Consider the following 22,792-nt stretch of genomic DNA (forward strand, 5'->3'; position numbering starts at 1 on the left):
CCATGAAACTGACTTTCCCTCTTCGCTTGCTGGCGGCCGCTTCTCTGGCGGCAGCGAGCGTGTTTGCCCAGGCGGCTGACGTCACCGTCGCCTACCAGACCACCGTTGACCCGGCGAAAGTCGCCCAGGCCGACGGTGCCTACGAAAAAGCCACCGAGGCCGACATCAGCTGGCGCAAATTCGATAACGGTGCCGACATCATCGCCGCCATCGCCTCCGGCGACGTGCAGATCGGCTACCTCGGTTCCAGCCCGCTGACCGCAGCCATCACCCGCAAAGTCCCGGTGGAAACCTTCCTCATCGCCACCCAGATCGGCGCCGCCGAAGCCCTGGTGGCCCGCGACGGTTCCGGGATCAAGACCCCACAAGACCTGATCGGCAAGAAAATCGCCGTGCCATTCGTTTCCACCGGCCATTACAGCCTGCTGGCCGCACTGAAGCACTGGAACATCGACCCGTCGAAAGTCACCGTCCTCAACCTTGCCCCGCCGGCCATCATCGCGGCATGGAAACGCGGCGATATCGACGCCACCTACGTATGGGACCCAGCCCTCGGTGTAGCAAAAGAAAACGGTAAAGTGCTGATCACCTCCGGCGAGCTGGCCAAGTTCGGCGCACCCACCTTCGATGCCTGGATCGTGCGCAAGGACTTCGCCGAGAAGCACCCGGAAATCGTCACTGCCTTTGCCAAGGTGACCCTGGATGCCTACGCCGATTACCGCAAGGACCCGCAAGCCTGGCTCGCCAACCAAAGCAACGTCGACAAGCTGGTGAAACTCTCCGGCGCCAAGGCCAGCGACATACCACTGCTGTTGCAAGGCAACGTCTACCCGCTGGCGGCTGATCAGGTGACCAGCCTCGGCGCACCGACCACCAAAGCCATTACCGACACGGCCGTGTTCCTCAAGGAGCAGGGCAAGGTCGAGGCGGTACTGCCGGACTACGCGCCATACGTCAGCGCCAAGTTCATCACCAACTGATCGGGAGTTAACAGCGATGGCCTTGCTACAGCTGGAGCGCATCAGCGCACAGTACCCAGGCAGCCCTACACCTGTGCTGGCGGATATTTCCCTGACCCTGGGGCCCCAGCAGTTGCTGGTCGCCCTCGGCCCGTCCGGCAGTGGCAAGACATCGCTGTTGAACCTGATTGCCGGTTTCGTTGAACCCAGCGCCGGGCGTATCACCCTCGATGGCGTGCCGGTCAAAGGCCCGAGCGCCGAACGCGGCGTGGTGTTTCAGGACGACGCCCTGCTGCCCTGGCAGGACGTGCTGGCCAACGTGGGTTTCGGCCTGGAACTGGCCGGCATTGCGCGGACAACACGTGAACAGCGCGCCCGGGAAATGCTCGCCCTGGTGGACCTTTCCGGTTTTGAAAATCGCCGCATCTGGCAGCTCTCGGGCGGCCAGAAACAGCGCGTCGGCCTGGCTCGCGCCCTTGCCGCCGACCCGCGCGTGTTGCTGATGGACGAGCCCTTCGGCGCCCTCGACGCCTTTACCCGCGAACAGATGCAGGAACTGCTGTTGCAAGTCTGGCGCCGCACTGCAAAACCCGTATTCCTGATTACCCACGACATTGAAGAAGCAGTGTTCCTCGCCACCGACCTGATTTTACTGGCACCCAATCCCGGGCAAATCGTCGAGCGCCTGAGCCTGGATTTCGGTCAGCGTTACGCCGCCGGTGAATCGGCCCGCTCGATCAAATCCGACCCGCGCTTTATCGAAACCCGCGAACACGTACTCGCCAAAGTGTTCTCCCAACGCAGTGCCACCCAGCGTCAGGAGCACGCATGAGCAGCTACGAAATTCCCGCCGCTGCGGTAAAAACCGGGGCCACCGTGATTGCGCTCCGTCGCAGTTTGAGCACTCGCTGGATCAGCCTGCTGACGCTGGTGGTGCTCATTGTCATCTGGTGGGCCGTAACGGCGAGCGGTTTGATCGAACCGTTGTTCCTGCCGCCACCGTCCGCCGTGCTGCAAAAAGGCTGGCTGCTGGCAACCAGCGGATACATGGATTCAACCCTGTGGCAGCATTTGGGCGCGAGCCTTGGCCGCATTGGGCTGGGCCTCGGTTTTGCGGTACTGACTGCCGTGCCGGTCGGAATTGCCATCGGTGCCAACCGTATCGCCCGTGGCGTACTGGATCCGCTGATCGAGTTCTACCGCCCTATTCCGCCGTTGGCGTATCTGCCGCTGATCGTGATCTGGTGCGGCATCGGCGAACTGTCGAAAGTCCTGCTGATCTACCTGGCGATTTTCGCGCCGATCGCCATCGCGACCGCCACCGGCGTACGCACCGTCGACCCGGCCAAGTTGCGCGCCGCGCAGTCGTTGGGCGCAACACGGTCGCAGCTGATTCGCCATGTGGTTTTGCCGAGTGCGCTACCGGACATTTTGACCGGGGTGCGAATCGGCTTGGGCGTGGGCTGGTCGACGCTGGTCGCCGCCGAACTGATCGCTGCCACCAGCGGCTTGGGCTTTATGGTGCAGTCGGCCGCGCAGTTCCTGGTCACCGATGTGGTGGTGCTGGGGATTCTGGTGATCGCGCTGATCGCCTTCGCCATGGAAATGGGTTTGCGCGCCCTGCAACGCAAACTCGTGCCGTGGCATGGCCAGGCCCACTGATTTTCTTTCCTGCTCCCACAAAAGCTCGATACCTGATTTGAAGAGAAAGACCATGAGTAATCTGACCATCGTCCCCTTAAGCTACGCCCTCGGCGCGCAAATCAGCGGCGTCGATATCAGCCAGCCGTTGAACCTGGAACAGCGCGACACCATCGAGCAAGCGCTGCTCAAGCATCAGGTGCTGTTCTTCCGCGACCAGCCCATCACGCCGCAGCAACAAGCACGTTTCGCCGCCAATTTCGGCGACCTGCACATTCACCCGATCTACCCGAACGTACCGGAGCAACCGGAGGTGCTGATCCTCGACACCGCCGTGACCGACGTGCGCGACAACGCGATCTGGCACACCGACGTGACCTTCCTGCCGACCCCGGCCATGGGCGCGGTACTCAGTGCCAAGCTGCTGCCGGCGTTTGGCGGCGATACCCTGTGGGCCAGCGGCATCGCTGCCTACGAAGCCTTGTCGGCGCCGATGAAAACCCTGCTCGCAGGGCTGACCGCCACCCACGATTTCACCCGTTCGTTTCCGCTGGAGCGCTACGGCAACACCCCTGAGGCGCTGGCCCAATGGGAAGAAGCACGGCGCAAGAATCCGCCGCTGTCGCACCCGGTGATCCGCACACATCCGGTGAGCGGGCGCCGCTCGCTGTTCATCAATGAAGGCTTCACCTCGAAGATCAACGAATTGTCGGAAACCGAGAGCGAAGCAATTCTGAAACTCCTGTTCGCTCACGCCACCCGACCGGAATTCACCATTCGCTGGCGCTGGCAGAAAGACGACATCGCGTTCTGGGACAACCGCGTGACCCAGCATTACGCGGTGGATGATTACCGGCCGGCACGGCGGGTGATGCAGCGGGCGACGGTGTTGGGGGATGTTCCTTTCTTTCGCTGATCAGCCAGTTTTTAACTGATTCTGATGGCCCCATCGCGGGCAAGCCCGCGATGGGGCCAGACCAGTCACCGCAAGATCGGCCCCCTGAAACTTACTCCGCCGTCGATGGCTTCTCCCAAAGATTGATCCCACCCTCCTGGGCAAACCGATCAATCTCTGCCAACTCCTCTGCGCTAAAGCTCAAGTTCTTCAACGCCCCGACGTTCTCGATGATCTGCTCCGGCCGGCTCGCGCCGATCAGCGCCGAGGTCACCCGCGGATCGCGCAAGGTCCAGGCCAGCGCCAGTTGCGCAAGGCTCTGACCACGACGCTTGGCGATCTCGTTCAACGCCCGCACATGAGCGATGTTGGCCTCGGACAGGTGAGCCGCCTGCAACGAACCACCCCCCGGACGATTCACCCGCGCATCCGCCGGCACGCCGTTGAGGTACTTGTCCGTCAGCAACCCCTGAGCCAGCGGCGTGAAGGCAATCACGCCGGTGCCGAGTTCATCAGTGATGTCCAACAGGTCTTTTTCCACCCAGCGATTGAGCAGGTTGTACGCCGGTTGATGGATCAGCAACGGCACTTTCCACTCTTTGAGCAACGCGGCCATTTCCCGGGTTTTCACCCCGGAATACGACGAGATACCGATATACAGCGCCTTGCCCTGTTGCACCGCAGTGGCCAAGGCACTGGCGGTTTCTTCCAGCGGTGTGTCTGGATCGAAGCGGTGGGAGTAGAAGATGTCGACATAGTCCAGGCCCAGGCGTTGCAGACTCTGGTCGAGGCTGGCCAGCACATATTTGCGCGAACCTCCGCCCTGACCGTAAGGACCGGGCCACATGTCCCACCCGGCCTTGCTGGAAATGATCAGCTCATCGCGATACTGCTTGAAGTCTTCACGCAGCAGCCGGCCAAAGTTGATTTCGGCGCTGCCGTACGGCGGGCCGTAGTTGTTGGCCAGGTCGAAATGGTTGATGCCCAGGTCGAACGCCGTACGCAACAGCGCACGCTGGGTGTCGATCGGCGTACTGTCGCCAAAGTTGTGCCACAGGCCCAGCGACAATGCCGGCAGCACCAGCCCGCTGCGGCCCACGCGGCGGTAAGGGATGGAGTCATAACGGTTTTCGGCAGCGGTGTAAGTCATCGAATCCTCTCTTGTCGGTCTTGAATCTGGTCTCGACTGCTTCGCCAGTCGCCCAGCATACGCCCAGATAAACGCTAAAAAACCGTGGACTCGACTAATTGCTGAAACGTTTCACAGATTTCATCTTCGACGTCATGACAAATGCAAAAGATCTTTATCTCGCTCCCGCAAACACCTCCCCCAACCAATCCACAAACACCCGGACCCGCGGCGACATATGTCGGTTGTGCGGATAGAGCACCGAGACCGGCATCGGTGGCGGTGGTGTGTCGATGAGGATTTCCTTGATCAGCCCTTGGGCGATTTGCGCTTCCATGCGGTAGTGCGGGCATTGGATCAGGCCGAGGCCGGCGATGGCCGAGGCGGCGTAGATTTCTGCGCCAGACACCGACACCGCCCCCTCGATAGTCACCTCCCTGAGTTGGCCATCGACCATGAATTCGAAGGGGAACTGCCTGGCAGTGGTACGGGAAACGTAGTTTACGGCGCGGTGCTTTTTCAGGTCGTCGAGGCTTTTCGGTTCGCCGTACTTACGCAGGTAAGCGGGGCTGGCGCAGGTGATCTGGCGCAGGCTGGCGACACGTTTGCCGATCAGGGCGGAATCGCTCAGAGCGCCGGCTCGCAGCACGCAGTCGACGCCTTCGCCAATCAGGTCAACCAGGCGGTCGGCTTCGCTGATGGACAGTTCGATATCCGGGTAACGCGCCATGAATTGCGGCAAGGCCGGGATCACAAAATGCCTGGCCAAGGTGCCGTGCAAATCGACCCGCAGCCGCCCTTTCGGTGCCACGCTGCGAAATGCCAGCTCGGCCTCTTCCAGCTCAGCCAGCAATTGCACACAACGCCGGTAGTACGCCTCACCATCCAGTGTAGGACGCACCTTGCGGGTGCTGCGCTCCAGTAAACGTGTGCCGAGCCAGGCTTCGAACTGGTTCAGGGTATTGGTCAGCGTCGCGCGCGGCAGATTCAGGTCATTCGCAGCCAGGGTAAAGCTGCTGCGCTCATAGATCCGGACGAACACTTTCATCGCTTTGACCTGATCCATAGCGGGCCCCTCGATTGTTGGCGATTTTTGAATAGTCAAGGCAACTCTGGTGCATTTATCGTCCTGAGTAAACATGTGAAATTGGCTCCACACCCCATCAACAGGAACACCGCCATGACCTCTCAAACTTCGAAAGTGGCCATCGTGACCGGCGCCTCCCGCGGCATTGGCGCAGTCATCGCCAAGCAACTGGCCAGCGAAGGTTTCTCTGTCGCCATCAACTACGCCAGTAGCGCCAGCGAAGCCTCCAAATTGGTGGTGGAATTGCGGCAGGCCGGCCATCGAGCCATAGCGATCAAGGCTGACGTGGCCAAGGCTGACGACGTGCGCCGGATGTTCGAGGAGACCGAAACACAGTTGGGCAAGGTCGATGTGTTGGTGAACAACGCCGGCATTCTCAAGGTCATGCCGTTGGCGCAACACAGCGACGAGTTGTTTGAGCAGACCTTCGACATTCACGCCCGCGGTACTTTCAACACGCTGCGTGAGGCCGCAACGCGTCTGAACAGCGGCGGCCGGATCATCAACTTCTCCAGCAGCACCGTCGGTCTGAACCTGCCGGGCTATGCCGTGTACATCGCCAGCAAAGCGGCGGTGGAGTCCCTGACCCAGGTGTTTGCCAAGGAAATGCGCGGGCGCAACATCACCGTCAACGCGGTAGCGCCCGGGCCGGTTGCGACCGAGCTGTTTTTGCATGGCAAGAGTGAGGAGCAGATCCAGAATTTCGCCAACATGGCACCGCTGGAGCGGTTGGGGCAGCCGGAAGATATCGCCCGCGTAGTGTCCTTTTTGGCCGGGCCGGATTCGGCGTGGGTCAACGGGCAGATTCTGCGGGTCAATGGTGGGTTGGTTTAACTATGCTCAAGCTGATACCGAGGTGAACCGCGAACCCTGTGGGAGCGAGCCTGCTCGCGAAGGCAGCCTCAAGGGCAATCACATCTGCAGGACAAAACCCACCATGCACACCACCATCATCATCACCTTCGGCCTGATCCTCCTGGCCCTGATGCTCTACATCGGCGAAAAAATCGGCTTTACCCGCCCAATCCTGGCCTACAGCTTTATCGTGCTGTGGCTGGCGCTGACGTTGATCAATGGCGCGGTCGGCATGGTCCACGCCGGCCAGCCATTGAGTACGGAGCTGGTGGTCGGCAGCGCCGTGTTCGGTGTCCCGGTGGCGGCGCTGGTGTTGTTCATGGTGCTGACCACCGAGACGTGAAAACCCGATCAACGCACCAGGTGCAAGAACTGCATGTGCCGCTCGTACTGATCAAGGATGTCGTTGATCACCTGCTCGCGGGTGTAACCCACCAGATCGTAGTCTTGACTGCCCTCGCTCAAATGCACCTCGGCCCGGTAATAACGACGGTTGTTGAGTTCCTTCGAACCCATGCCGCCACGGGCGAACGATGGCGTGAAATAGCCGCGCATCTGCACCTGGTAGATAAACGGATGCTGATCGCCGTGGCCGATCTCCAGACTGACACTGTCATTGACCGGTTCGGGATGGGTGACGACGCTAAGCCCTTTTTCGATGAACACCGCCGACACCTCTTCGATGGCCGGCCGTACCGTCGAATCGAGGAAGCGATACACCTCGTCCCGCGATGGAAAATGCACCGCCTGGCTCAGGCGCTGGCGCCAACCACCGCGCCGCGAACCGGACACCGGCGCCAGGGAATGCATCTGCGCGATCTGCTTCTGCGATTCCAGATAAAACGCCTTGTGCAGGCCCCACATCATCAACAGCAAGATCAGCGAGAACGGCAGCGAAGTCAGCACCACGGCCGACTTGAGCGCATCAATGCTGCCGGAGAACAGCAGTGCGCTGGTCACCAACGCGGTCATCGCGCCCCAGAACACCCGCAGCCATTTCGGCCCGTCTTCATCCGGGCCACCGCCCTTGGCGGATAGCGTCGACAGCACCACTGTGCCGGAGTCGGCGGAAGTGACAAAGAACACGAAACTGATGAACACCGTGACTGCAATCACGGTTTTGCTCCACGGGTAGGTTTCCAGCAACAGGTAAAGGGTCATCGACGGGTTGTCGAGGGCCGACATGCCCAGCGCCGACATACCGTGATTGAGCACCTGATCGATCGCGCTGTTGCCGAAAATCGACATCCACGCCAAGGTAAAACCCAGTGGAATCAACAGCACGCCGAAGACGAATTCGCGGATGGTCCGGCCACGGGAAATCCGCGCGATGAACAGGCCCACGAACGGCGACCAGGCAATCCACCAGGCCCAATAGAACACTGTCCAGCCACCCAACCAGTCGCTGGGTTTGTCGTAGGCATACAGGTCGAAACTCTTCATCGGCAAGGCGCCGAGGTAATCGCCGAGGTTCTGGATCAAGGTGTTGAGCAGGTGCTGCGTGGGGCCGGCGAACAACACGAACAGCAGCAGCGCACAGGCCAACAGCATGTTGATATCGGACATCACCCGCACGCCTTTATCGACACCGGACACCGCCACGATGATCGCCGCGCCCATCATCAGCGTGATCAGTCCGACTTGAATCCACTGGGTGTGGGCGATGCCGAACAGGTAGTCCAGGCCCGAGTTGAGGTGCAACACACCAAAGCCCATGTCGGCGCCGAGGCCGAACACCGTGGCGATGATGCCGAAGCCGTCCACCGCGTAACCGATGGGGCCGTTGATGCGCTTGCCGATCAGCGGATACAGCGCCGAGCGCAGGGCCAGCGGCAGGTTGTGACGGTAAGCGAAGTAGGCCAGCGCCATGCCGACAAAAGCGAACACACCCCAGCCATGCAGCCCCCAGTGCAGAAACAGAATCTGCATCGCCTGGCGCGCCGCATCCGCCGTGCCCGTCTCGCCTTGCGGCGGCTGCAGCATGTGGGTCAAGGGTTCGGACACGCAGAAGAAAAACAAGGTGATGCTGATCCCAGCGGCGAACAGCATGCCGGCCCAGGACAGGTAACTGAATTCGGGTTCGTCGTGGTCGGCACCGAGTTTGATCTTGCCGTAGCCCGATAACGCGGTGACCACCACGAAGACCAGATACAGAGTCATCGCCAGCAGGTAGTACCAGCCAACCGTGTTGGCCGCCCAGTTTTGCGCCGCCAGAAGCCAGGCACCGGCCTGCTCGGGCATGGCCATGACCACAGCGCCGAACAACAGAATGAAGCTCGCTGCGAACCAGAACACCGGCGGGTTCATGCGGACCTGGCCGCTTGAAGGAATTGATGATGCACTCATGAACGGTGCACCTCGAAGGGGTAAATCGTGGCTGTAGAAATCGGACTCAGCAAAGGCAAGCCTCCTGTTGTGAGCGGGCAGCGAACCACCGGTTTAACTTGAATGAACGTTCAAGTTAAACATGGATAGGGTGCTAAGGACTAATCGCAGGGCTGGGCGGTCGTGTTCGTATGCGAGCTCAAGGGAGGGTTTGGCGCGGGTTTAATCTGGATCACTGGCTCGATTCGGCTTGAAATCCAATCGCGGGCAAGCCCGCTCCCACAGGTGATGTGTCGGACGCGAAAATGTGAACGACAATAAACACCGTGGGAGCGGGCTTGCCCGCGATGAGGCCAGTTCAGTCAACGAAGATTCGGGATCCTACTTCTGCGTCCCATCATCATGCTGCAGATTCGCCTGGGTCAGGTTACTGCCCGCCGGCACGCTGCGGGTCAGCCAGACGTTGCCGCCAATGGTCGACCCCTTGCCAATGGTGATCCGCCCCAGAATCGTCGCGCCGGCGTAGATCACCACATCATCCTCGACAATCGGGTGCCGCGGCTGGCCTTTCTGCAATTGACCGTCTTCATCCGCCGGGAAGCGCTTGGCGCCCAAGGTCACGGCCTGATAAATCCGCACCCGCTCGCCAATGATCGCCGTCTCGCCGATCACTACGCCGGTCCCGTGGTCGATGAAGAAACTGCGGCCGATCTGCGCGCCGGGATGGATGTCGATGCCCGTGGCCGAGTGGGCGATTTCCGCGCTGATCCGTGCCAGCAACGGCAACCCGGCGCGATACAAATGGTGGGCCAGGCGATGGTGAATCACCGCCAGAATGCCCGGATAGCACAGCAGCACCTCATCCACGCTACGCGCCGCCGGATCACCGTGATACGCCGCCAGCACGTCGGTATCGAGCAGGCTGCGCAGCCCCGGCAGAGCAAGGGCGAAATCCTGAATGATCTGGATGGTCTTGGCTTCGACCTCGTTCTCGGCCTGGGCACTGTGGCGCGCGGCATAGCGCAATTCGAGTCGCGCCTGGGCCAGCAGTGCATTCAACGCCACATCAAGGGTGTGGCCGACGTAGAAGTCTTCGCTTTCCTCGCGCAGGTCCACAGGCCCCAGACGCATCGGGAACAGCGCGCCACATAATGCTTCGAGAATCTCCGCCATGGCCGCCCGGGACGGCAGCTCGCGACCACCCTGCTCGGTGCTGGCGCGGCCGTTTTGCGCACGCCACTGGTCACGCGCCGTGCGCAGCTGGCTGACGATGGTCTGCAATTGCCAATGGCTGGAACGCTCACTCACGGTAAAAACTCCTCACGGGCGGCCGGACTGTCTGGCCGCACTGACGGCGATTACTTTACGGCAAGGTCAGCGAGCCAAATTAAGAACCAATTGTGCTGTGGTAAGCACCATTGGCTATAAGCGATTGAAGGTTGCCCAGTCTTTTGGGCGTGCCTATAGTCCTTTGATCATTCACCGCCAGTACGGACTCATGATCAAACAACAGCTTGCCCGCTTTAACCGTCTCGACCTGCTCGGTCAGCCCACCGCCCTGGAAAAACTCGAACGTCTGTCGACCTGGCTGGGCCGCGATGTGTATGTCAAACGCGATGACCTGACACCACTGGCCATGGGCGGCAACAAGCTGCGCAAACTCGAATACCTCGCCGCCGACGCCTTGGCCCAGGGTGCCGACACCTTGATCACCGCTGGCGCGCTGCAATCGAATCACGTACGTCAGACTGCAGCGATTGCCGCCAAGCTAGGCCTAGGCTGCGTCGCCCTGCTGGAAAACCCCCTCGGCACCGACGACGCCAACTATGTCGGCAACGGCAATCGGCTGTTGCTGGACCTGTTCGATGCCAAGGTCGAGCTGGTGGAAAACCTCGACAATGCCGACGAACAATTGCACGCCCTGGCTGCTCGTCTGCGCAGCAATGGCAAGAAACCGTATCTGGTGCCAATCGGTGGCTCCAACGCACTGGGCGCCCTGGGTTACGTGCGTGCCGGTCTGGAACTGGCCGAGCAGATCAAGGACACAGGGCTGAATTTTGCCGCCGTCGTCCTGGCCTCGGGCAGTGCCGGAACTCACAGCGGCCTGGCGCTGGCACTGAGCGAAGCGCTGCCGGATTTGCCGGTGGTCGGTGTCACGGTTTCGCGCAGCGAAGAAGATCAGTTCCCGAAAGTACAAGGCCTGGCAGAACGCACCGCCGAGTTGCTGGGTGTGAACCTGCCGGAGAGTTTCAAGGTCGAGTTGTGGGACGAGTATTTCGCACCACGCTATGGTGAGCCGAATGCCGGGACATTGGCGGCGGTGAAGCTGGTTGCAAGTCAGGAAGGCCTATTGCTTGACCCGGTCTACACCGGCAAGGCCATGGCCGGATTGCTCGATGGCATCGGGCGTCAGCGTTTCGATGAGGGGCCGATCATCTTCCTGCATACCGGTGGGGCGCCGGCATTGTTTGCCTACAAGAATTTTCTGTGACCCTGTAGGAGCAGCCGGTCGACGCTCGAATGCTCGCGATGGACGACAGGGCACCGCGGGGTGTCAGGTTGCCAGCGTTATCGTTGACGACCATCGCGAGCAGGCTCGCTCCCACAGGTAAAAACCTAAATATTCCAAATTGGAATAAACAACAAAAAAATCATTATTTTCTATTCTAAAAACGCCATCATATAGTCATGCTTCAGGCGAATTTCCCGAGAGACGCATTCGCTGCTTTAAGGCAGGATAGCGCTGTCGTTCAATTCCCGATTTCGCCAAACTTTTGCAAAAGCGTCTTCCATAAGAAAACACAGGGGCTTGTCATGAATTTTTCCGCACTACGTCGAAATCTGCTGGTGGGTTCGCTGGGCCTGGCACTGAGCGCTGGCCTGATTGGCCAGGCGGTTGCCGGTGAACAGCTGCAACAGATCAAGGACAAAGGCGTTATCAACGTCGGCCTGGAAGGCACTTACCCGCCATTCAGTTTCGTCGACGCCGACGGCAAACTGGCCGGCTTCGAAGTCGAATTTTCCGAAGCCCTGGCCAAAGAGCTGGGCGTGAAGGTCAAACTGCAACCGACCAAATGGGACGGCATCCTCGCGGCGCTGGAATCCAAGCGTCTGGACGCCGTGATCAATCAGGTGACCATCTCCGAAGAGCGCAAGAAGAAGTATGACTTCTCCGAGCCGTACACCGTTTCCGGGATTCAGGCGCTGACCCTGACCAAGAACAAAGACACCATCAAAACTGCCGCCGACCTGAGCGGCAAGAAAGTCGGCGTAGGCCTGGGCACCAACTACGAACAGTGGGTCAAAGCCAACGTGCCGGGCGCTGACGTGCGCACCTACGAAGATGATCCGACCAAGTTCCAGGACCTGCGTGTCGGCCGCATCGACGCCATCCTGATCGACCGTCTGGCCGCGCTGGAATACGCCAGGAAGGCCAAGGACACCGCTGCTGCAGGTGAAGCGTTCTCCCGTCAGGAAGCCGGCATTGCCCTGCGCAAAGGCGAGCCTGAGCTGCTGGCAGCCGTGAACAAAGCCATCGACAAGCTGCGCGCCGACGGTACGCTGAAAAAGCTTTCGGAAAAATACTTCAGCGCTGACGTCACTCAATAATGGAAGAGGCTTTTCAACTCGCACTGGACTCCGCGCCCTTCTTGCTGAAGGGCGCGTACTACACAGTGATCTTGAGCCTGGGCGGGATGTTTTTCGGCCTGGTGATGGGGTTCGGCCTGGCGCTTATGCGCCTGTCGCGCTTCAAACTGGTGAGCTGGATCGCCCGCATCTACGTGTCGTTCTTTCGCGGCACGCCGTTGCTGGTGCAACTGTTCGTGATCTATTACGGCCTGCCGCAATTGGGTCTGGAACTCGATCCGCTGCCGGCGGCCTTGATCGGCTTTTCGCTGAACATGGCTGCCTACGCCTGTGAAATCCTGCGTGCCGCGATCAGCTCCATCGAGCGCGGCCAGTGGGAAGCCGCTGCCAGTATCGGCATGACCCGCGCGCAAACCCTACGCCGGGCCATCCTGCCGCAGGCGATGCGCACTGCATTGCCGCCGCTGGGCAACAGCTTCATTTCGCTGGTCAAGGACACCGCGCTGGCAGCCACCATCCAGGTGCCGGAGCTGTTCCGTCAGGCGCAACTGATCACTGCCCGTACCTTCGAAATTTTCACCATGTACCTTGCCGCCGCGCTGATCTACTGGGTCCTGGCCACGGTGCTGTCGCACCTGCAGAACCAGTTGGAAGCCCGGGTCAATCGGCACGATCTGGAGTCCTGACCCAATGATTGTCGTGGAAAAACTGACAAAGCAGTTCAAGGGTCAAGTCGTGCTCAACGGCATCGATCTGCAAGTGAAGGAAGGTGAGGTCGTGGCGATCATCGGGCCAAGCGGCTCGGGCAAGACCACGTTCCTGCGTTGCCTGAACTTCCTGGAAGAACCCACCAGCGGCCGGATCAAGGTCGGCGACATCGAGATCGATGGCAGCCGCCCGTTGAACCAGCAGCAGGGTCTGGTGCGCCGTTTGCGCCAGCACGTGGGCTTCGTGTTCCAGAACTTCAACCTGTTCCCCCATCGCACTGCCCTGGAAAACGTCATCGAAGGCCCGATTGTTGTAAAGAAGGTCCCGCGTGACGATGCCATTGCCCTGGCTAAAAAGCTGTTGGCCAAGGTAGGACTGGCGGGCAAGGAAGACGCGTATCCGCGCCGCCTCTCGGGGGGCCAGCAACAACGCGTGGCGATTGCCCGCGCGCTGGCGATGGAACCGGAAGTGATACTGTTCGACGAACCGACCTCAGCCCTCGACCCGGAACTGGTCGGCGAAGTGCTGGCGACTATCCGCGGCCTGGCCGAGGAGAATCGCACCATGGTCATCGTGACCCACGAAATGGCGTTCGCCCGTGACGTGGCTAATCGTGTGGTGTTTTTCGACAAGGGCGTGATCGTTGAACAAGGCGAAGCCAAGTCGCTATTTGCCAATCCGAAAGAAGAACGCACGAAACAGTTTCTCAGCAAGTTTTTGAATAACTCCCACAGCTGAAAAACCTCCTGAAAAAAGTTGTTAACTTCCACGGACGGAAGTTACTACCTCTGGCGACACCCCATAACCACAGCCTACAAACAACAAACTGTTTTTGTCAGCTTGCGCGATACATAAATACATTTCCCATACTGCGCAGCCCGCAATGGTTAATCGCCAAAAGCCCATGACACGGGCATTTCACTCTCGAAAAAGCCCAAGCATCTATAGTCAACTTCGACGCACCAATAGCGTTTATTAACTTACACACGTAGGAACTTTCTGAATAACACGAGTTTTTGTATCCGGCCAACTCACTCCATTGACACCCATTCAAGCTCGCTCTTATCTAGTCTCCAACCGGCGCCTTTCATTGCGCCCACTCATTATTTCAACTCAAAGTAATGAACGGTTCTGCAACTGGAACTTCATATTTCTGTTTTCAGAAATGGACTTCGCTGCAAAACCTCAAGGAGACCTCCATGACAAGCACTTCGCACCAAACCGGGCTTGCAGCCCCGACCCTGGCACAATCCCGCAAGACCGGTATCAACATCACCTGCGCCGCGCATCTGCTGATCGACGTACCGCCCTACCCCGCGATGGACAAGGGTGACCTGATCGAACTGTTCTGGGACAACTGCTACGTCGCCTCTCGGGTGCTGACGGCCACTGATGTCGGCCAGTCCGTTCAACTGCGGGTACCCGAAAGTTTCATCACCAACGGTTCCTCGCGCGTCCACTACCGGATCATGCAGGTGGGCCGAGGTCAGGCGTTGTCAACCGTCCGACGCGTGCAGGTCAAACTGGACTGTCCAGGTGGCCAGCCATCAGCCTTGTGTGGCGACGAAAACCAGCGACTTGCGCCGGTGGGCATTCCCGCAACGATTCGCCGTCAGGGCGTGAATCCGAACCAAATCAAGCGCGGCGTGCCGCTGACCATCGAGCCTTACCTGAACATGGCAGTCGACGACGAAATCACCCTGCGTTGGGGCGATGTGCGCATGGATCTGCCAAGGCTCAAGGCGAGCGATGTCGGCCAACCGATCCAGGTCTGGGTGCCGCCAGCGATCATTGTCGAGGCTGGCGAAGATCTGCGGCTTGAGGTGACTTACTGCATTCTCGACCGGGTGGGTAACAACTCACGCTGGGCGCCGGCGCGAACGTTGAGGATTGGCTTTGCCAACCCATCCCTCAAATTCCCGCCGAAGAAAACGCATAAAGCCCCTGGAAAAACCTGCAACCCACTGTAGGAGCGAAGCTTGCTCGCGATGGACTCAAAAGCACCGCGTTCAGTCAGAAAAGACGCGTAATCGTTAATGACCATCGCGAGCAGGCTCGCTCCTACAGAAGCCGAATCAAACACTGAACTGTTGCCCTGGAAACAAGTGTTTCTCTGCGTACAGTTCGTGGCGACACACTTCTATGTATATTCCTAAAAGTTAGTTCATAACTTTTTTATAAACGCTTAGGGTATATGCACCGGACCACCGGACATTCTTGTTTTCGTTCGCCGCACAGCGGCGTTTCCATAAGATGTGAGGTAGGTATGGTCCGGAACACAATCACCCCAGTGCAGATCGCCAGGGCATTGCGTGTAGCAGCCAAGGAGTGGCGCTGATGTCCAGTCTGGCAGATGCAATCGTCCAGAGTGATCTGGATATCGCCCCTTTGTTGTTGCCCGCGCAAGTGCTGCGCAACGACGCACAAGCCATCAAGGCCGCCCATGAGCTGGCGCAAACCGCCCGCCTGCAAGCAGCCAAACGCGACCAGCAGCGCAAGCTACCGTGGTCGGAAATCGAACAGTTCACCCGCAGCGGCCTTGGCAGCATTGCCATCCCGCGCGAGTACGGTGGCCCACAGGTTTCGTTCGTCACCCTCGCGGAGGTTTTCGCGATCATTTCCGCTGCAGATCCGGCCCTCGGGCAGATCCCGCAGAATCAGTTCGGCATCCTGAATCTGGTACTCGGCAGCGCCACCGAAGCACAGAAAAAACAGCTGTTCAAAAGCGTTCTCGAAGGCTGGCGCATCGGTAATGCCGGGCCTGAGCGCGGCACAAAGAACACCCTTGAACTCAAGGCGCGCATTACGGCCGACGGCGATGGCTTTGTCCTCAGCGGGCAGAAGTTCTATTCCACCGGTGCGCTGTTCGCGCATTGGGTCGCGGTCAAGGCGCTCAATGACGACGGCAGGCAGGTGCTGGCCTTCGTGCGTCGCGGCACGCCGGGGTTGCGGATCGTTGATGACTGGTCCGGCTTCGGTCAGCGCACCACCGCCAGCGGCACGATCTTGCTCAACAACGTGCGGGTCGACGCCGAACTGGTGGTGGATAACTGGAAGATCAACGACAAGCCGAACACCCAAGGCGCCGTCTCGCAACTGATTCAAGCCGCCATCGACGCCGGTATCGCCCGGGGTGCTATCGACGATGCCATCGAATTCGTGAAAACCCGCGCCCGGCCATGGGTCGATGCCAACGTTGAGCGGGCCAGCGATGACCTGTATGTGATCGCCGACATCGGCAAACTGAAAATCGAACTGCACGCCGCCGAAGCCCTGCTGCGCAAGGCCGGGCAAATACTCGATCAGGTACACGCCGCGCCGCTCACCGCCGAGTCCGCCGCCCGCGCCTCGATTGCAGTCGCCGAAGCCAAAGTGCTGACCACCGAGATCTCGCTGCTGGCCAGCGAAAAGCTTTTCGAACTGGCCGGCAGCCGCGCCACCCTCGCTGAATTCAACCTCGACCGTCACTGGCGCAACGCACGGGTGCACACCCTGCACGACCCGGTGCGCTGGAAGTACCACGCGGTCGGCGCCTATCACCTGAACGGCACCAGGCCTGCTCGCCATTCCTGGATCTAACGACCAGAGCTCTTATTTTCAGATTCTGGAGAAACTCATGACTCTTTCTCACCACGTCGCGGTCATCACCAGCGATGAGCAAGCCCTGATCGTCGCCAGCGACCTGGCCGAAGATTTCAAACGCGACAGCGCCCTGCGCGACCGCGAACGCCGTTTGCCGCACCCGGAGCTGGAAGTGTTTTCCCGCTCGGGCCTGTGGGGCATCAGCGTGCCCAAGGAATACGGCGGTGCCGGTGTTTCCAACGTCACGCTGGCCAAGGTCATCGCGCTGATTGCCCGGGCTGACGGTTCGCTCGGCCAGATTCCGCAGAACCATTTCTATGCCCTGGAAGTGCTGCGGGTGAACGGCAGCGAAGAGCAGAAAAAACGCCTGTATGCCGAAGTACTGGCCGGCCAGCGCTTCGGCAACGCCCTGGCCGAACTCGGCACCAAAACCGCCCACGACCGCGTAACCAGCCTCACCCGCGACGGTGACGGCTATCGCATCAACGGTCGCAAGTTCTACGCCACCGGCGCGATTTACGCCCAGCGCATCCCCACCTCGGTAATCGATGAAAACGGTGTGCAGCAACTGGCATTCGTGCCGAGCAACAGCAAGGGCCTGACGGTGATCGACGACTGGAGCGGCTTCGGCCAGCGCACCACTGGCAGCGGTTCGGTGGTGTTCGAAGATGTGTTTGTGGCCGCCGAAGACGTGATCCCGTTCCAAAGCGCCTTCGAGCGCCCGACGCCGGTCGGCCCGCTTGCACAGATTCTCCATGCTGCCATCGACACCGGCATCGCCCGCGCCGCCTACGAAGATGCGCTGCACTTTGTGCGCACCAAGACCCGGGCATGGATCGACGCTACACACGACACCGCCACTGAAGACCCGCTGACGCTCAAGAGCTTCGGTCACCTGAGCATTCGCTTGCACGCCACCGAAGCACTGCTGGAACGCGCCGGTGAATTCCTCGACAAGGCCCAGGCCGACACCCATGCCGAGTCCGTCGCCGCCGCGTCGATTGCGGTCGCCGAAGCGCGGGCCATCAGCACCGAGATTTCCCTCGCCGCAGGCACCACGCTGTTCGAACTGGCCGGCAGCCAGGCGACCCTGAGCGAACACGGCCTGGATCGCCACTGGCGCAATGCCCGGGTGCACACACTGCACGACCCGGTGCGCTGGAAATACCACGCCGTAGGCAATTACTACCTCAACGATGAAAACCCGCCACTGCGGGGGACCATCTGATGGCTGCCGCTAAAAAGAAGATCCTGCTCAACGCGTTCAACATGAACTGCATCGGGCACATCAACCATGGCCTGTGGACGCACCCACGGGACACCTCGACCCAGTACAAGACAATCGAATACTGGACTGAACTGGCGCAATTGCTGGAGCGCGGGCTGTTCGACGGTTTGTTCATCGCCGATATCGTCGGCGTCTATGACGTGTATCAGAACTCGGTGGACGTGCCGCTCAAAGAGTCGATCCAGCTGCCGGTCAACGACCCGCTGCTGCTGGTGTCGGCCATGGCGGCTGTGACCAAAAACCTCGGCTTCGGCCTCACCGCCAACCTCACCTACGAGCCGCCGTACCTGTTCGCCCGGCGCATGTCGACCCTCGACCATTTGAGTCGCGGTCGCGTGGGCTGGAACATCGTCACCGGCTACCTCGACAGCGCCGCCAAGGCCATGGGACTGAGCGAACAGGTCGAGCACGACCGCCGCTACGACCAGGCCGACGAGTACCTGGAGGTACTCTACAAACTCTGGGAAGGCAGTTGGGAAAACGGCGCGGTACTCAACGATCCGCAGCAGCGTATCTATGCGCAATCGGAGAAGGTGCACAAGGTCGAGCACAAGGGCGAGTTCTATCAGGTCGAGGGTTATCACCTGTGCGAGCCGTCGCCGCAGCGCACGCCGGTGCTGTTCCAGGCGGGCAGTTCCGATCGCGGCTTGCTGTTCGCCGGGCGGCATGCCGAGTGCGTGTTCATCAGCGGCCAGAACAGGCCGTCGACCAAGGTGCAGGTGGATAAGGTTCGCGCCAGCGCCGTGGAGGCCGGGCGTAACCCCGAAGACATCAAGGTGTTCATGGGGCTGAACGTGATTGTCGGCGCCACCGAAGAGCTGGCCTGGAAGAAGCACGCCGAGTACCTGAGCTACGCCAGTGCCGAAGCCGGCGTGGCGCATTTCTCGGCGTCCACCGGTATCGATTTTTCCGAGTACGCCATCGACGAACCGATCCAGTACGTGAAGAGCAACGCCATCCAGTCCGCCACCAAGAACTTGCAAAACAACGACTGGACCCGGCGCAAATTGCTCGAACAACACGCCCTCGGCGGGCGCTACATCACCGTGGTCGGCTCGCCCGAACACGTGGCGGATGAACTGGAATCGTGGATCGCCGAAACCGGCCTCGACGGCTTCAACCTGACGCGCATTGTCACGCCGGAGAGCTATGTGGATTTTATTGAACTGGTGATTCCAGAGTTGCAACGGCGTGGCTCGTACAAGACCGCTTATGACGATGGCAGCTTGCGGGAAAAACTGTTCAACGAAGGGGCGCATTTGCCTGAGCAACACACCGGATCCGCGTACCGACGCTAAAAGCATCGCTGGCAAGCCAGCTCCCACAGGAATCGTGTGACCTGTGGGAGCTGGCTTGCCAGCGATGAGGCCCGAATAGACACCCCCAATTTTATGCACTGACTGGAAACCCGATCATGACCAAAAACTACTTCTCTCACCCAGTCAAAGCACTGGCCCTGGCCCTCGGCCTCTTCAGCTCCGTCACCTTTGCCGCCGACGCGCCGCTGAAAATCGGCACCACCGCAGCCTTCGCCATTCCACTGGAAGCGGCCGTCGAAGAAGCCGGCAAACAAGGCCTGAAAGTCGAACTGGTGGAGTTCACCGACTGGATCGCGCCGAACGTCAGCCTCGCCTCGGGCGACATCGACGTGAACTACTTCCAGCACATCCCGTTCCTGGAAAACGCCAAGGCCGCCTCCGGCTTTGACCTGGTGCCGTTCGCGCCGGGGATCATCAATAACGTCGGTCTCTACTCGAAAAAATACAAAAGCTTCGATGAGCTGCCAGAAGGCGCCAGCGTGGCCATCGCCAACGATCCGATCAACAGCGGTCGTGGCTTGCAGCTGCTGGCCAAGGCCGGTCTGATCACCCTCAAGCCAGGCGTGGGTTACAAGGCCACCGAAGAAGACATCATCGCCAACCCAAAGAAAATCAAGATTCTGCAGGTTGAAGCGGTGCAACTGGTGCGCGCCTACGACGACGCCGATCTGGTGCAGGGCTACCCCGCCTACATCCGCCTGGCGAAGACCTTCGATGCCGGCTCGGCGCTGCTGTTCGACGGCCTCGATCACAAGGAATACGTGATTCAGTTCGTGATCCAGCCAAAAAGCAAAACCGATCCGCGCCTGATCAAATTCGTCGACATCTACCAGCACTCGCCAGCCGTACGCGCCGCACTGGATAAAGCCCACGGCAAGCTCTATCAAGCCGGTTGGGAAAGCTGAAAATGACTGCCGCCACCCAACTGCGACTGGAAATTCCAGAGCTTAAGCAAGCGATAAAAACTGAACTGCACCCGGACCTGAACCACGCCCACGTGCGCTTCATCAATCTGGGTAAAACCTACGACGGCCAGCAAGGTCCGGTGGCCGCCCTGCACGGTATCGACCTGGCGATCCAGCGCGGTGAAGTGTTCGGCATCATCGGCCGCAGCGGCGCCGGCAAGTCATCGCTGATCCGCACCATCAACCGCCTTGAACAACCGACTTCGGGTCGGGTGCTGATCGATCAGGTGGACATCGGCGAGTTCGATGAGGACCGCCTGGTGAAGCTGCGTCGGCGCATCGGCATGATCTTCCAGCACTTCAACCTGATGTCGGCCAAGACCGTTTGGCAGAACGTCGAATTGCCGCTGAAGGTTGCCGGTGTGCCGAAGGAAAAGCGCGACCAGAAAGTCCGGGAACTGCTGGAGCTTGTAGGTCTGGAAGCGAAACACAAGGCCTATCCGGCGCAACTCTCCGGCGGGCAGAAACAGCGCGTCGGCATCGCCCGCGCACTGGTTCACGATCCGGCGATTCTGCTGTGCGATGAAGCCACTTCGGCGCTGGACCCGGAGACCACGCAATCGATCCTCAGCCTGCTGCGCGAGATCAACCGACGCCTGGGCCTGACCATCATTCTGATCACCCACGAAATGGCGGTGATCCGCGAGATCTGTGATCGCGTCGTCGTCCTCGAACGCGGGCGTGTGGTGGAACAGGGACCGGTCTGGGAAGTCTTCGGCAACCCGCAGCACGAGGTCAGCAAGACGCTGCTCGCACCGTTGCAGCATGCCCTGCCTGCGGAGTTACAAAGCCGTTTACATGCGCAACCGCAATCCTCGGAAGACGCCGTCGTGCTGCGTCTGCAATTCACTGGCTCGGCGCAGGACGAGCCGGACATTGCCGCCCTGTTCAGTGCCCTCGGTGGCCGCGTGCGCTTGCTGCAAGGTGGCGTGGAACGGATTCAGGGTCACGCGCTGGGGCAACTGCTGCTGGCGGTGACCGGTTCGCCTCTCGCCGCTGAAGCGTTACGTGAGCGGGCCGGTCAATGGGCGCAGCAGGTGGAGGTATTGGGCTATGTGGTTTGATCGCTTGCTGCAGGGCTTCATCGATACGTTTCTGATGGTCGGCGTGTCGTCGCTGATCGCACTGCTGGTGGGCATTCCGCTGGCGGTGATTCTGGTCACCAGTTCCAAGGGTGGCATCTACGAGGCGCCGACGGTGAATCGTGCGTTGGGTGCGTTCGTGAACCTGTTCCGCTCGATTCCGTTCCTGATCCTGATGGTGGCGCTGATTCCGTTCACCCGCTTGATCGTCGGCACTACCTACGGCGTGTGGGCGGCCGTGGTGCCGCTGACCATCGCCGCTACACCGTTCTTCGCGCGGATTGCCGAAGTGAGTCTGCGCGAGGTGGATCACGGCCTGATCGAAGCGGCGCAGGCCATGGGCTGCCGGCGCCAGCACATCGTTTGGCACGTGCTACTGCCCGAGGCACTGCCGGGGATTGTCGGCGGTTTCACCATCACCCTGGTGACCATGATCAACTCCTCGGCCATGGCCGGGGCGATTGGTGCCGGCGGGTTGGGGGACATTGCGTATCGGTATGGCTATCAGCGCTTCGACAGCCAGATCATGTTGACGGTGATTGTGCTGCTGGTGGCGTTGGTGGCGGTGATTCAGTTGGGTGGGGATCGGTTGGCGCGGGGGCTGAACAAACGCTGAGTTTGGCGTTGATCATCAGTTGTCAGTGATATTGCCTGCTCGCGAATGGCTGCGCAGCAGCCCCGAACCCGATGGCGTATATTCGGCAGATATCAATCGCCTGTGCAGCCACCATGAAACAGACCCCCACCGACCTCCAACAGATCACCGCCACCACCCTGGCCCATTACAACTCGGTGGCCGAGGGTTTTCGTGAAGGGACGCGTGATCACGATGTCAGCCAGAACATCGATGCGTTGTTGCGGCATATTCAGGGCGAGGCGCCGTTCGACATTCTCGATTTCGGCTGTGGGCCGGGTCGTGATTTGCAGACTTTCACCCGCATGGGCCACAAGGCTGTCGGTCTCGACGGTTCGGAAAAATTCGCGCAGATGGCCCGCGAGGACAGCGGGTGCGAGGTCTGGCAGCAGGACTTTTTAAAGCTCGATCTACCGGCCGAACGCTTCGATGGGATCTTTGCCAACGCCGTGTTGTTTCACGTTCCGCGCCAGGAGTTGCCTCGGGTGTTGAAAGAGCTGCGCGCGGCGTTGAAGCCCTGTGGCGTGTTGTTCAGTTCCAATCCCCGTGGCGAGAATCAGGAGGGCTGGAACGGGCCGCGGTATGGGGCGTATCACGATCTGCAGGCGTGGCAGCAGTTGCTGACTGAGGCGGGGTTTGTGGAGCTGGAGCATTACTACCGGCCGGCGGGGCTGCCGCGGGAGCAGCAGCCTTGGTTGGCGAGTGTCTGGCGTAAGGCGTAAACCTTGAAATTTA

22 protein-coding genes are annotated in these 22,792 nt (G+C 60.2%); 18 read left to right on the forward strand and 4 right to left on the reverse strand.

Translation table 11 applies throughout. The features are described 5' to 3' along the window. Positions 1-2: 2 nt before the first annotated feature. Genes tauA through tauD form a run of 4 tightly spaced genes read left to right on the forward strand, consistent with a single transcriptional unit; the run spans position 3 to position 3,516 of the window. Positions 3-980 carry a taurine ABC transporter substrate-binding protein gene (tauA, locus tag FFS64_RS14395; protein ID WP_137805921.1) on the forward strand — a complete coding sequence of 326 codons (978 nt, stop codon included), beginning with the start codon at positions 3-5 and terminating at the stop codon, positions 978-980. A 16-nt stretch (positions 981-996) separates the two neighbouring features. Further along, positions 997-1,791 carry a taurine ABC transporter ATP-binding subunit gene (gene tauB, locus FFS64_RS14400; RefSeq protein WP_137805922.1) on the forward strand — a complete coding sequence of 265 codons (795 nt, stop codon included), beginning with the start codon at positions 997-999 and terminating at the stop codon, positions 1,789-1,791. Next, positions 1,788-2,621 (forward strand): taurine ABC transporter permease TauC, encoded by an 834-nt coding sequence (gene tauC / locus FFS64_RS14405; protein ID WP_137805923.1) that lies wholly within the window; start codon positions 1,788-1,790, stop codon positions 2,619-2,621. Before tauB ends, tauC begins: the two co-directional genes overlap by 4 nt. 52 nt (positions 2,622-2,673) lie before the next feature. Then, entirely contained in the window at positions 2,674-3,516 is an 843-nt protein-coding gene (tauD, locus tag FFS64_RS14410) for a taurine dioxygenase (protein WP_137805924.1), read from the forward strand. A gap of 91 nt (positions 3,517-3,607) precedes the next feature. Here the strand turns inward: tauD and mgrA are convergent, their stop codons facing one another. Further along, on the reverse strand, positions 3,608-4,645 hold the full coding sequence (mgrA, locus tag FFS64_RS14415) for an L-glyceraldehyde 3-phosphate reductase (RefSeq protein ID WP_137805925.1): 1,038 nt from the start codon (positions 4,643-4,645) through the stop codon (positions 3,608-3,610). Between the two features lie 154 nt (positions 4,646-4,799). Further along, positions 4,800-5,690, reverse strand: a complete 891-nt coding sequence (locus tag FFS64_RS14420) for a LysR family transcriptional regulator (protein WP_137805926.1) — start codon at positions 5,688-5,690, stop codon at positions 4,800-4,802. Between the two features lie 114 nt (positions 5,691-5,804). Here FFS64_RS14420 and FFS64_RS14425 point away from each other — a divergent pair, with 114 nt between their 5' ends. Together FFS64_RS14425 and FFS64_RS14430 are read left to right on the forward strand one after the other, a co-directional pair. Further along, positions 5,805-6,545, forward strand: a complete 741-nt coding sequence (locus tag FFS64_RS14425; RefSeq protein WP_137805927.1) for an SDR family oxidoreductase — start codon at positions 5,805-5,807, stop codon at positions 6,543-6,545. Between the two features lie 103 nt (positions 6,546-6,648). Beyond that, entirely contained in the window at positions 6,649-6,909 is a 261-nt protein-coding gene (locus FFS64_RS14430) for a hypothetical protein (protein WP_137805928.1), read from the forward strand. 8 nt (positions 6,910-6,917) lie between these two features. Here the strand turns inward: FFS64_RS14430 and betT are convergent, their stop codons facing one another. After that, positions 6,918-8,873, reverse strand: a complete 1,956-nt coding sequence (gene betT / locus FFS64_RS14435) for a choline transporter BetT (protein WP_171017090.1) — start codon at positions 8,871-8,873, stop codon at positions 6,918-6,920. A 399-nt stretch (positions 8,874-9,272) separates the two neighbouring features. Continuing rightward, positions 9,273-10,199, reverse strand: coding sequence for a serine O-acetyltransferase EpsC (gene epsC, locus FFS64_RS14440; protein ID WP_095192392.1), 927 nt, complete (start codon positions 10,197-10,199; stop codon positions 9,273-9,275). Between the two features lie 190 nt (positions 10,200-10,389). Here epsC and FFS64_RS14445 point away from each other — a divergent pair, with 190 nt between their 5' ends. The 12 genes from FFS64_RS14445 to FFS64_RS14500 all read left to right on the forward strand — a co-directional run bounded on the left by FFS64_RS14445 (position 10,390) and on the right by FFS64_RS14500 (position 22,779). Further along, positions 10,390-11,382 (forward strand): D-cysteine desulfhydrase, encoded by a 993-nt coding sequence (locus tag FFS64_RS14445; protein WP_137805930.1) that lies wholly within the window; start codon positions 10,390-10,392, stop codon positions 11,380-11,382. Positions 11,383-11,705: 323 nt separating this feature from the next. Continuing rightward, entirely contained in the window at positions 11,706-12,500 is a 795-nt protein-coding gene (gene tcyJ, locus FFS64_RS14450) for a cystine ABC transporter substrate-binding protein (RefSeq protein WP_137805931.1), read from the forward strand. Continuing rightward, positions 12,500-13,165: a cystine ABC transporter permease gene (tcyL, locus tag FFS64_RS14455; RefSeq protein ID WP_170948607.1), complete on the forward strand. Its 666-nt coding sequence runs from the start codon at positions 12,500-12,502 to the stop codon at positions 13,163-13,165. The genes tcyJ and tcyL overlap by 1 nt, the downstream gene beginning before the upstream one ends. A 4-nt stretch (positions 13,166-13,169) precedes the next feature. Further along, positions 13,170-13,925 carry an L-cystine ABC transporter ATP-binding protein TcyN gene (gene tcyN, locus FFS64_RS14460; RefSeq protein ID WP_137805932.1) on the forward strand — a complete coding sequence of 252 codons (756 nt, stop codon included), beginning with the start codon at positions 13,170-13,172 and terminating at the stop codon, positions 13,923-13,925. Positions 13,926-14,386: 461 nt separating this feature from the next. Then, positions 14,387-15,157, forward strand: a complete 771-nt coding sequence (locus tag FFS64_RS14465) for a hypothetical protein (protein ID WP_137805933.1) — start codon at positions 14,387-14,389, stop codon at positions 15,155-15,157. 367 nt (positions 15,158-15,524) lie between these two features. Then, entirely contained in the window at positions 15,525-16,766 is a 1,242-nt protein-coding gene (locus tag FFS64_RS14470) for an SfnB family sulfur acquisition oxidoreductase (RefSeq protein ID WP_137805934.1), read from the forward strand. A 37-nt stretch (positions 16,767-16,803) separates the two neighbouring features. After that, positions 16,804-17,997: an SfnB family sulfur acquisition oxidoreductase gene (locus FFS64_RS14475; protein WP_137805935.1), complete on the forward strand. Its 1,194-nt coding sequence runs from the start codon at positions 16,804-16,806 to the stop codon at positions 17,995-17,997. Next, on the forward strand, positions 17,997-19,355 hold the full coding sequence (locus FFS64_RS14480) for an LLM class flavin-dependent oxidoreductase (protein ID WP_137805936.1): 1,359 nt from the start codon (positions 17,997-17,999) through the stop codon (positions 19,353-19,355). Before FFS64_RS14475 ends, FFS64_RS14480 begins: the two co-directional genes overlap by 1 nt. A 116-nt stretch (positions 19,356-19,471) precedes the next feature. Continuing rightward, positions 19,472-20,281 carry a MetQ/NlpA family ABC transporter substrate-binding protein gene (locus tag FFS64_RS14485; RefSeq protein ID WP_137805937.1) on the forward strand — a complete coding sequence of 270 codons (810 nt, stop codon included), beginning with the start codon at positions 19,472-19,474 and terminating at the stop codon, positions 20,279-20,281. 2 nt (positions 20,282-20,283) lie between these two features. Next, positions 20,284-21,405, forward strand: coding sequence for a methionine ABC transporter ATP-binding protein (locus FFS64_RS14490; RefSeq protein WP_137805938.1), 1,122 nt, complete (start codon positions 20,284-20,286; stop codon positions 21,403-21,405). Next, on the forward strand, positions 21,395-22,039 hold the full coding sequence (locus FFS64_RS14495) for a methionine ABC transporter permease (RefSeq protein ID WP_137805939.1): 645 nt from the start codon (positions 21,395-21,397) through the stop codon (positions 22,037-22,039). The genes FFS64_RS14490 and FFS64_RS14495 overlap by 11 nt, the downstream gene beginning before the upstream one ends. Before the next feature lie 113 nt (positions 22,040-22,152). After that, positions 22,153-22,779, forward strand: coding sequence for a bifunctional 2-polyprenyl-6-hydroxyphenol methylase/3-demethylubiquinol 3-O-methyltransferase UbiG (locus tag FFS64_RS14500; RefSeq protein WP_137805940.1), 627 nt, complete (start codon positions 22,153-22,155; stop codon positions 22,777-22,779). Positions 22,780-22,792 lie beyond the last annotated feature (13 nt).

Origin of the sequence: Pseudomonas sp. G(2018) (assembly GCF_005502415.1) — a bacterium.
Taxonomy (GTDB): domain Bacteria; phylum Pseudomonadota; class Gammaproteobacteria; order Pseudomonadales; family Pseudomonadaceae; genus Aquipseudomonas.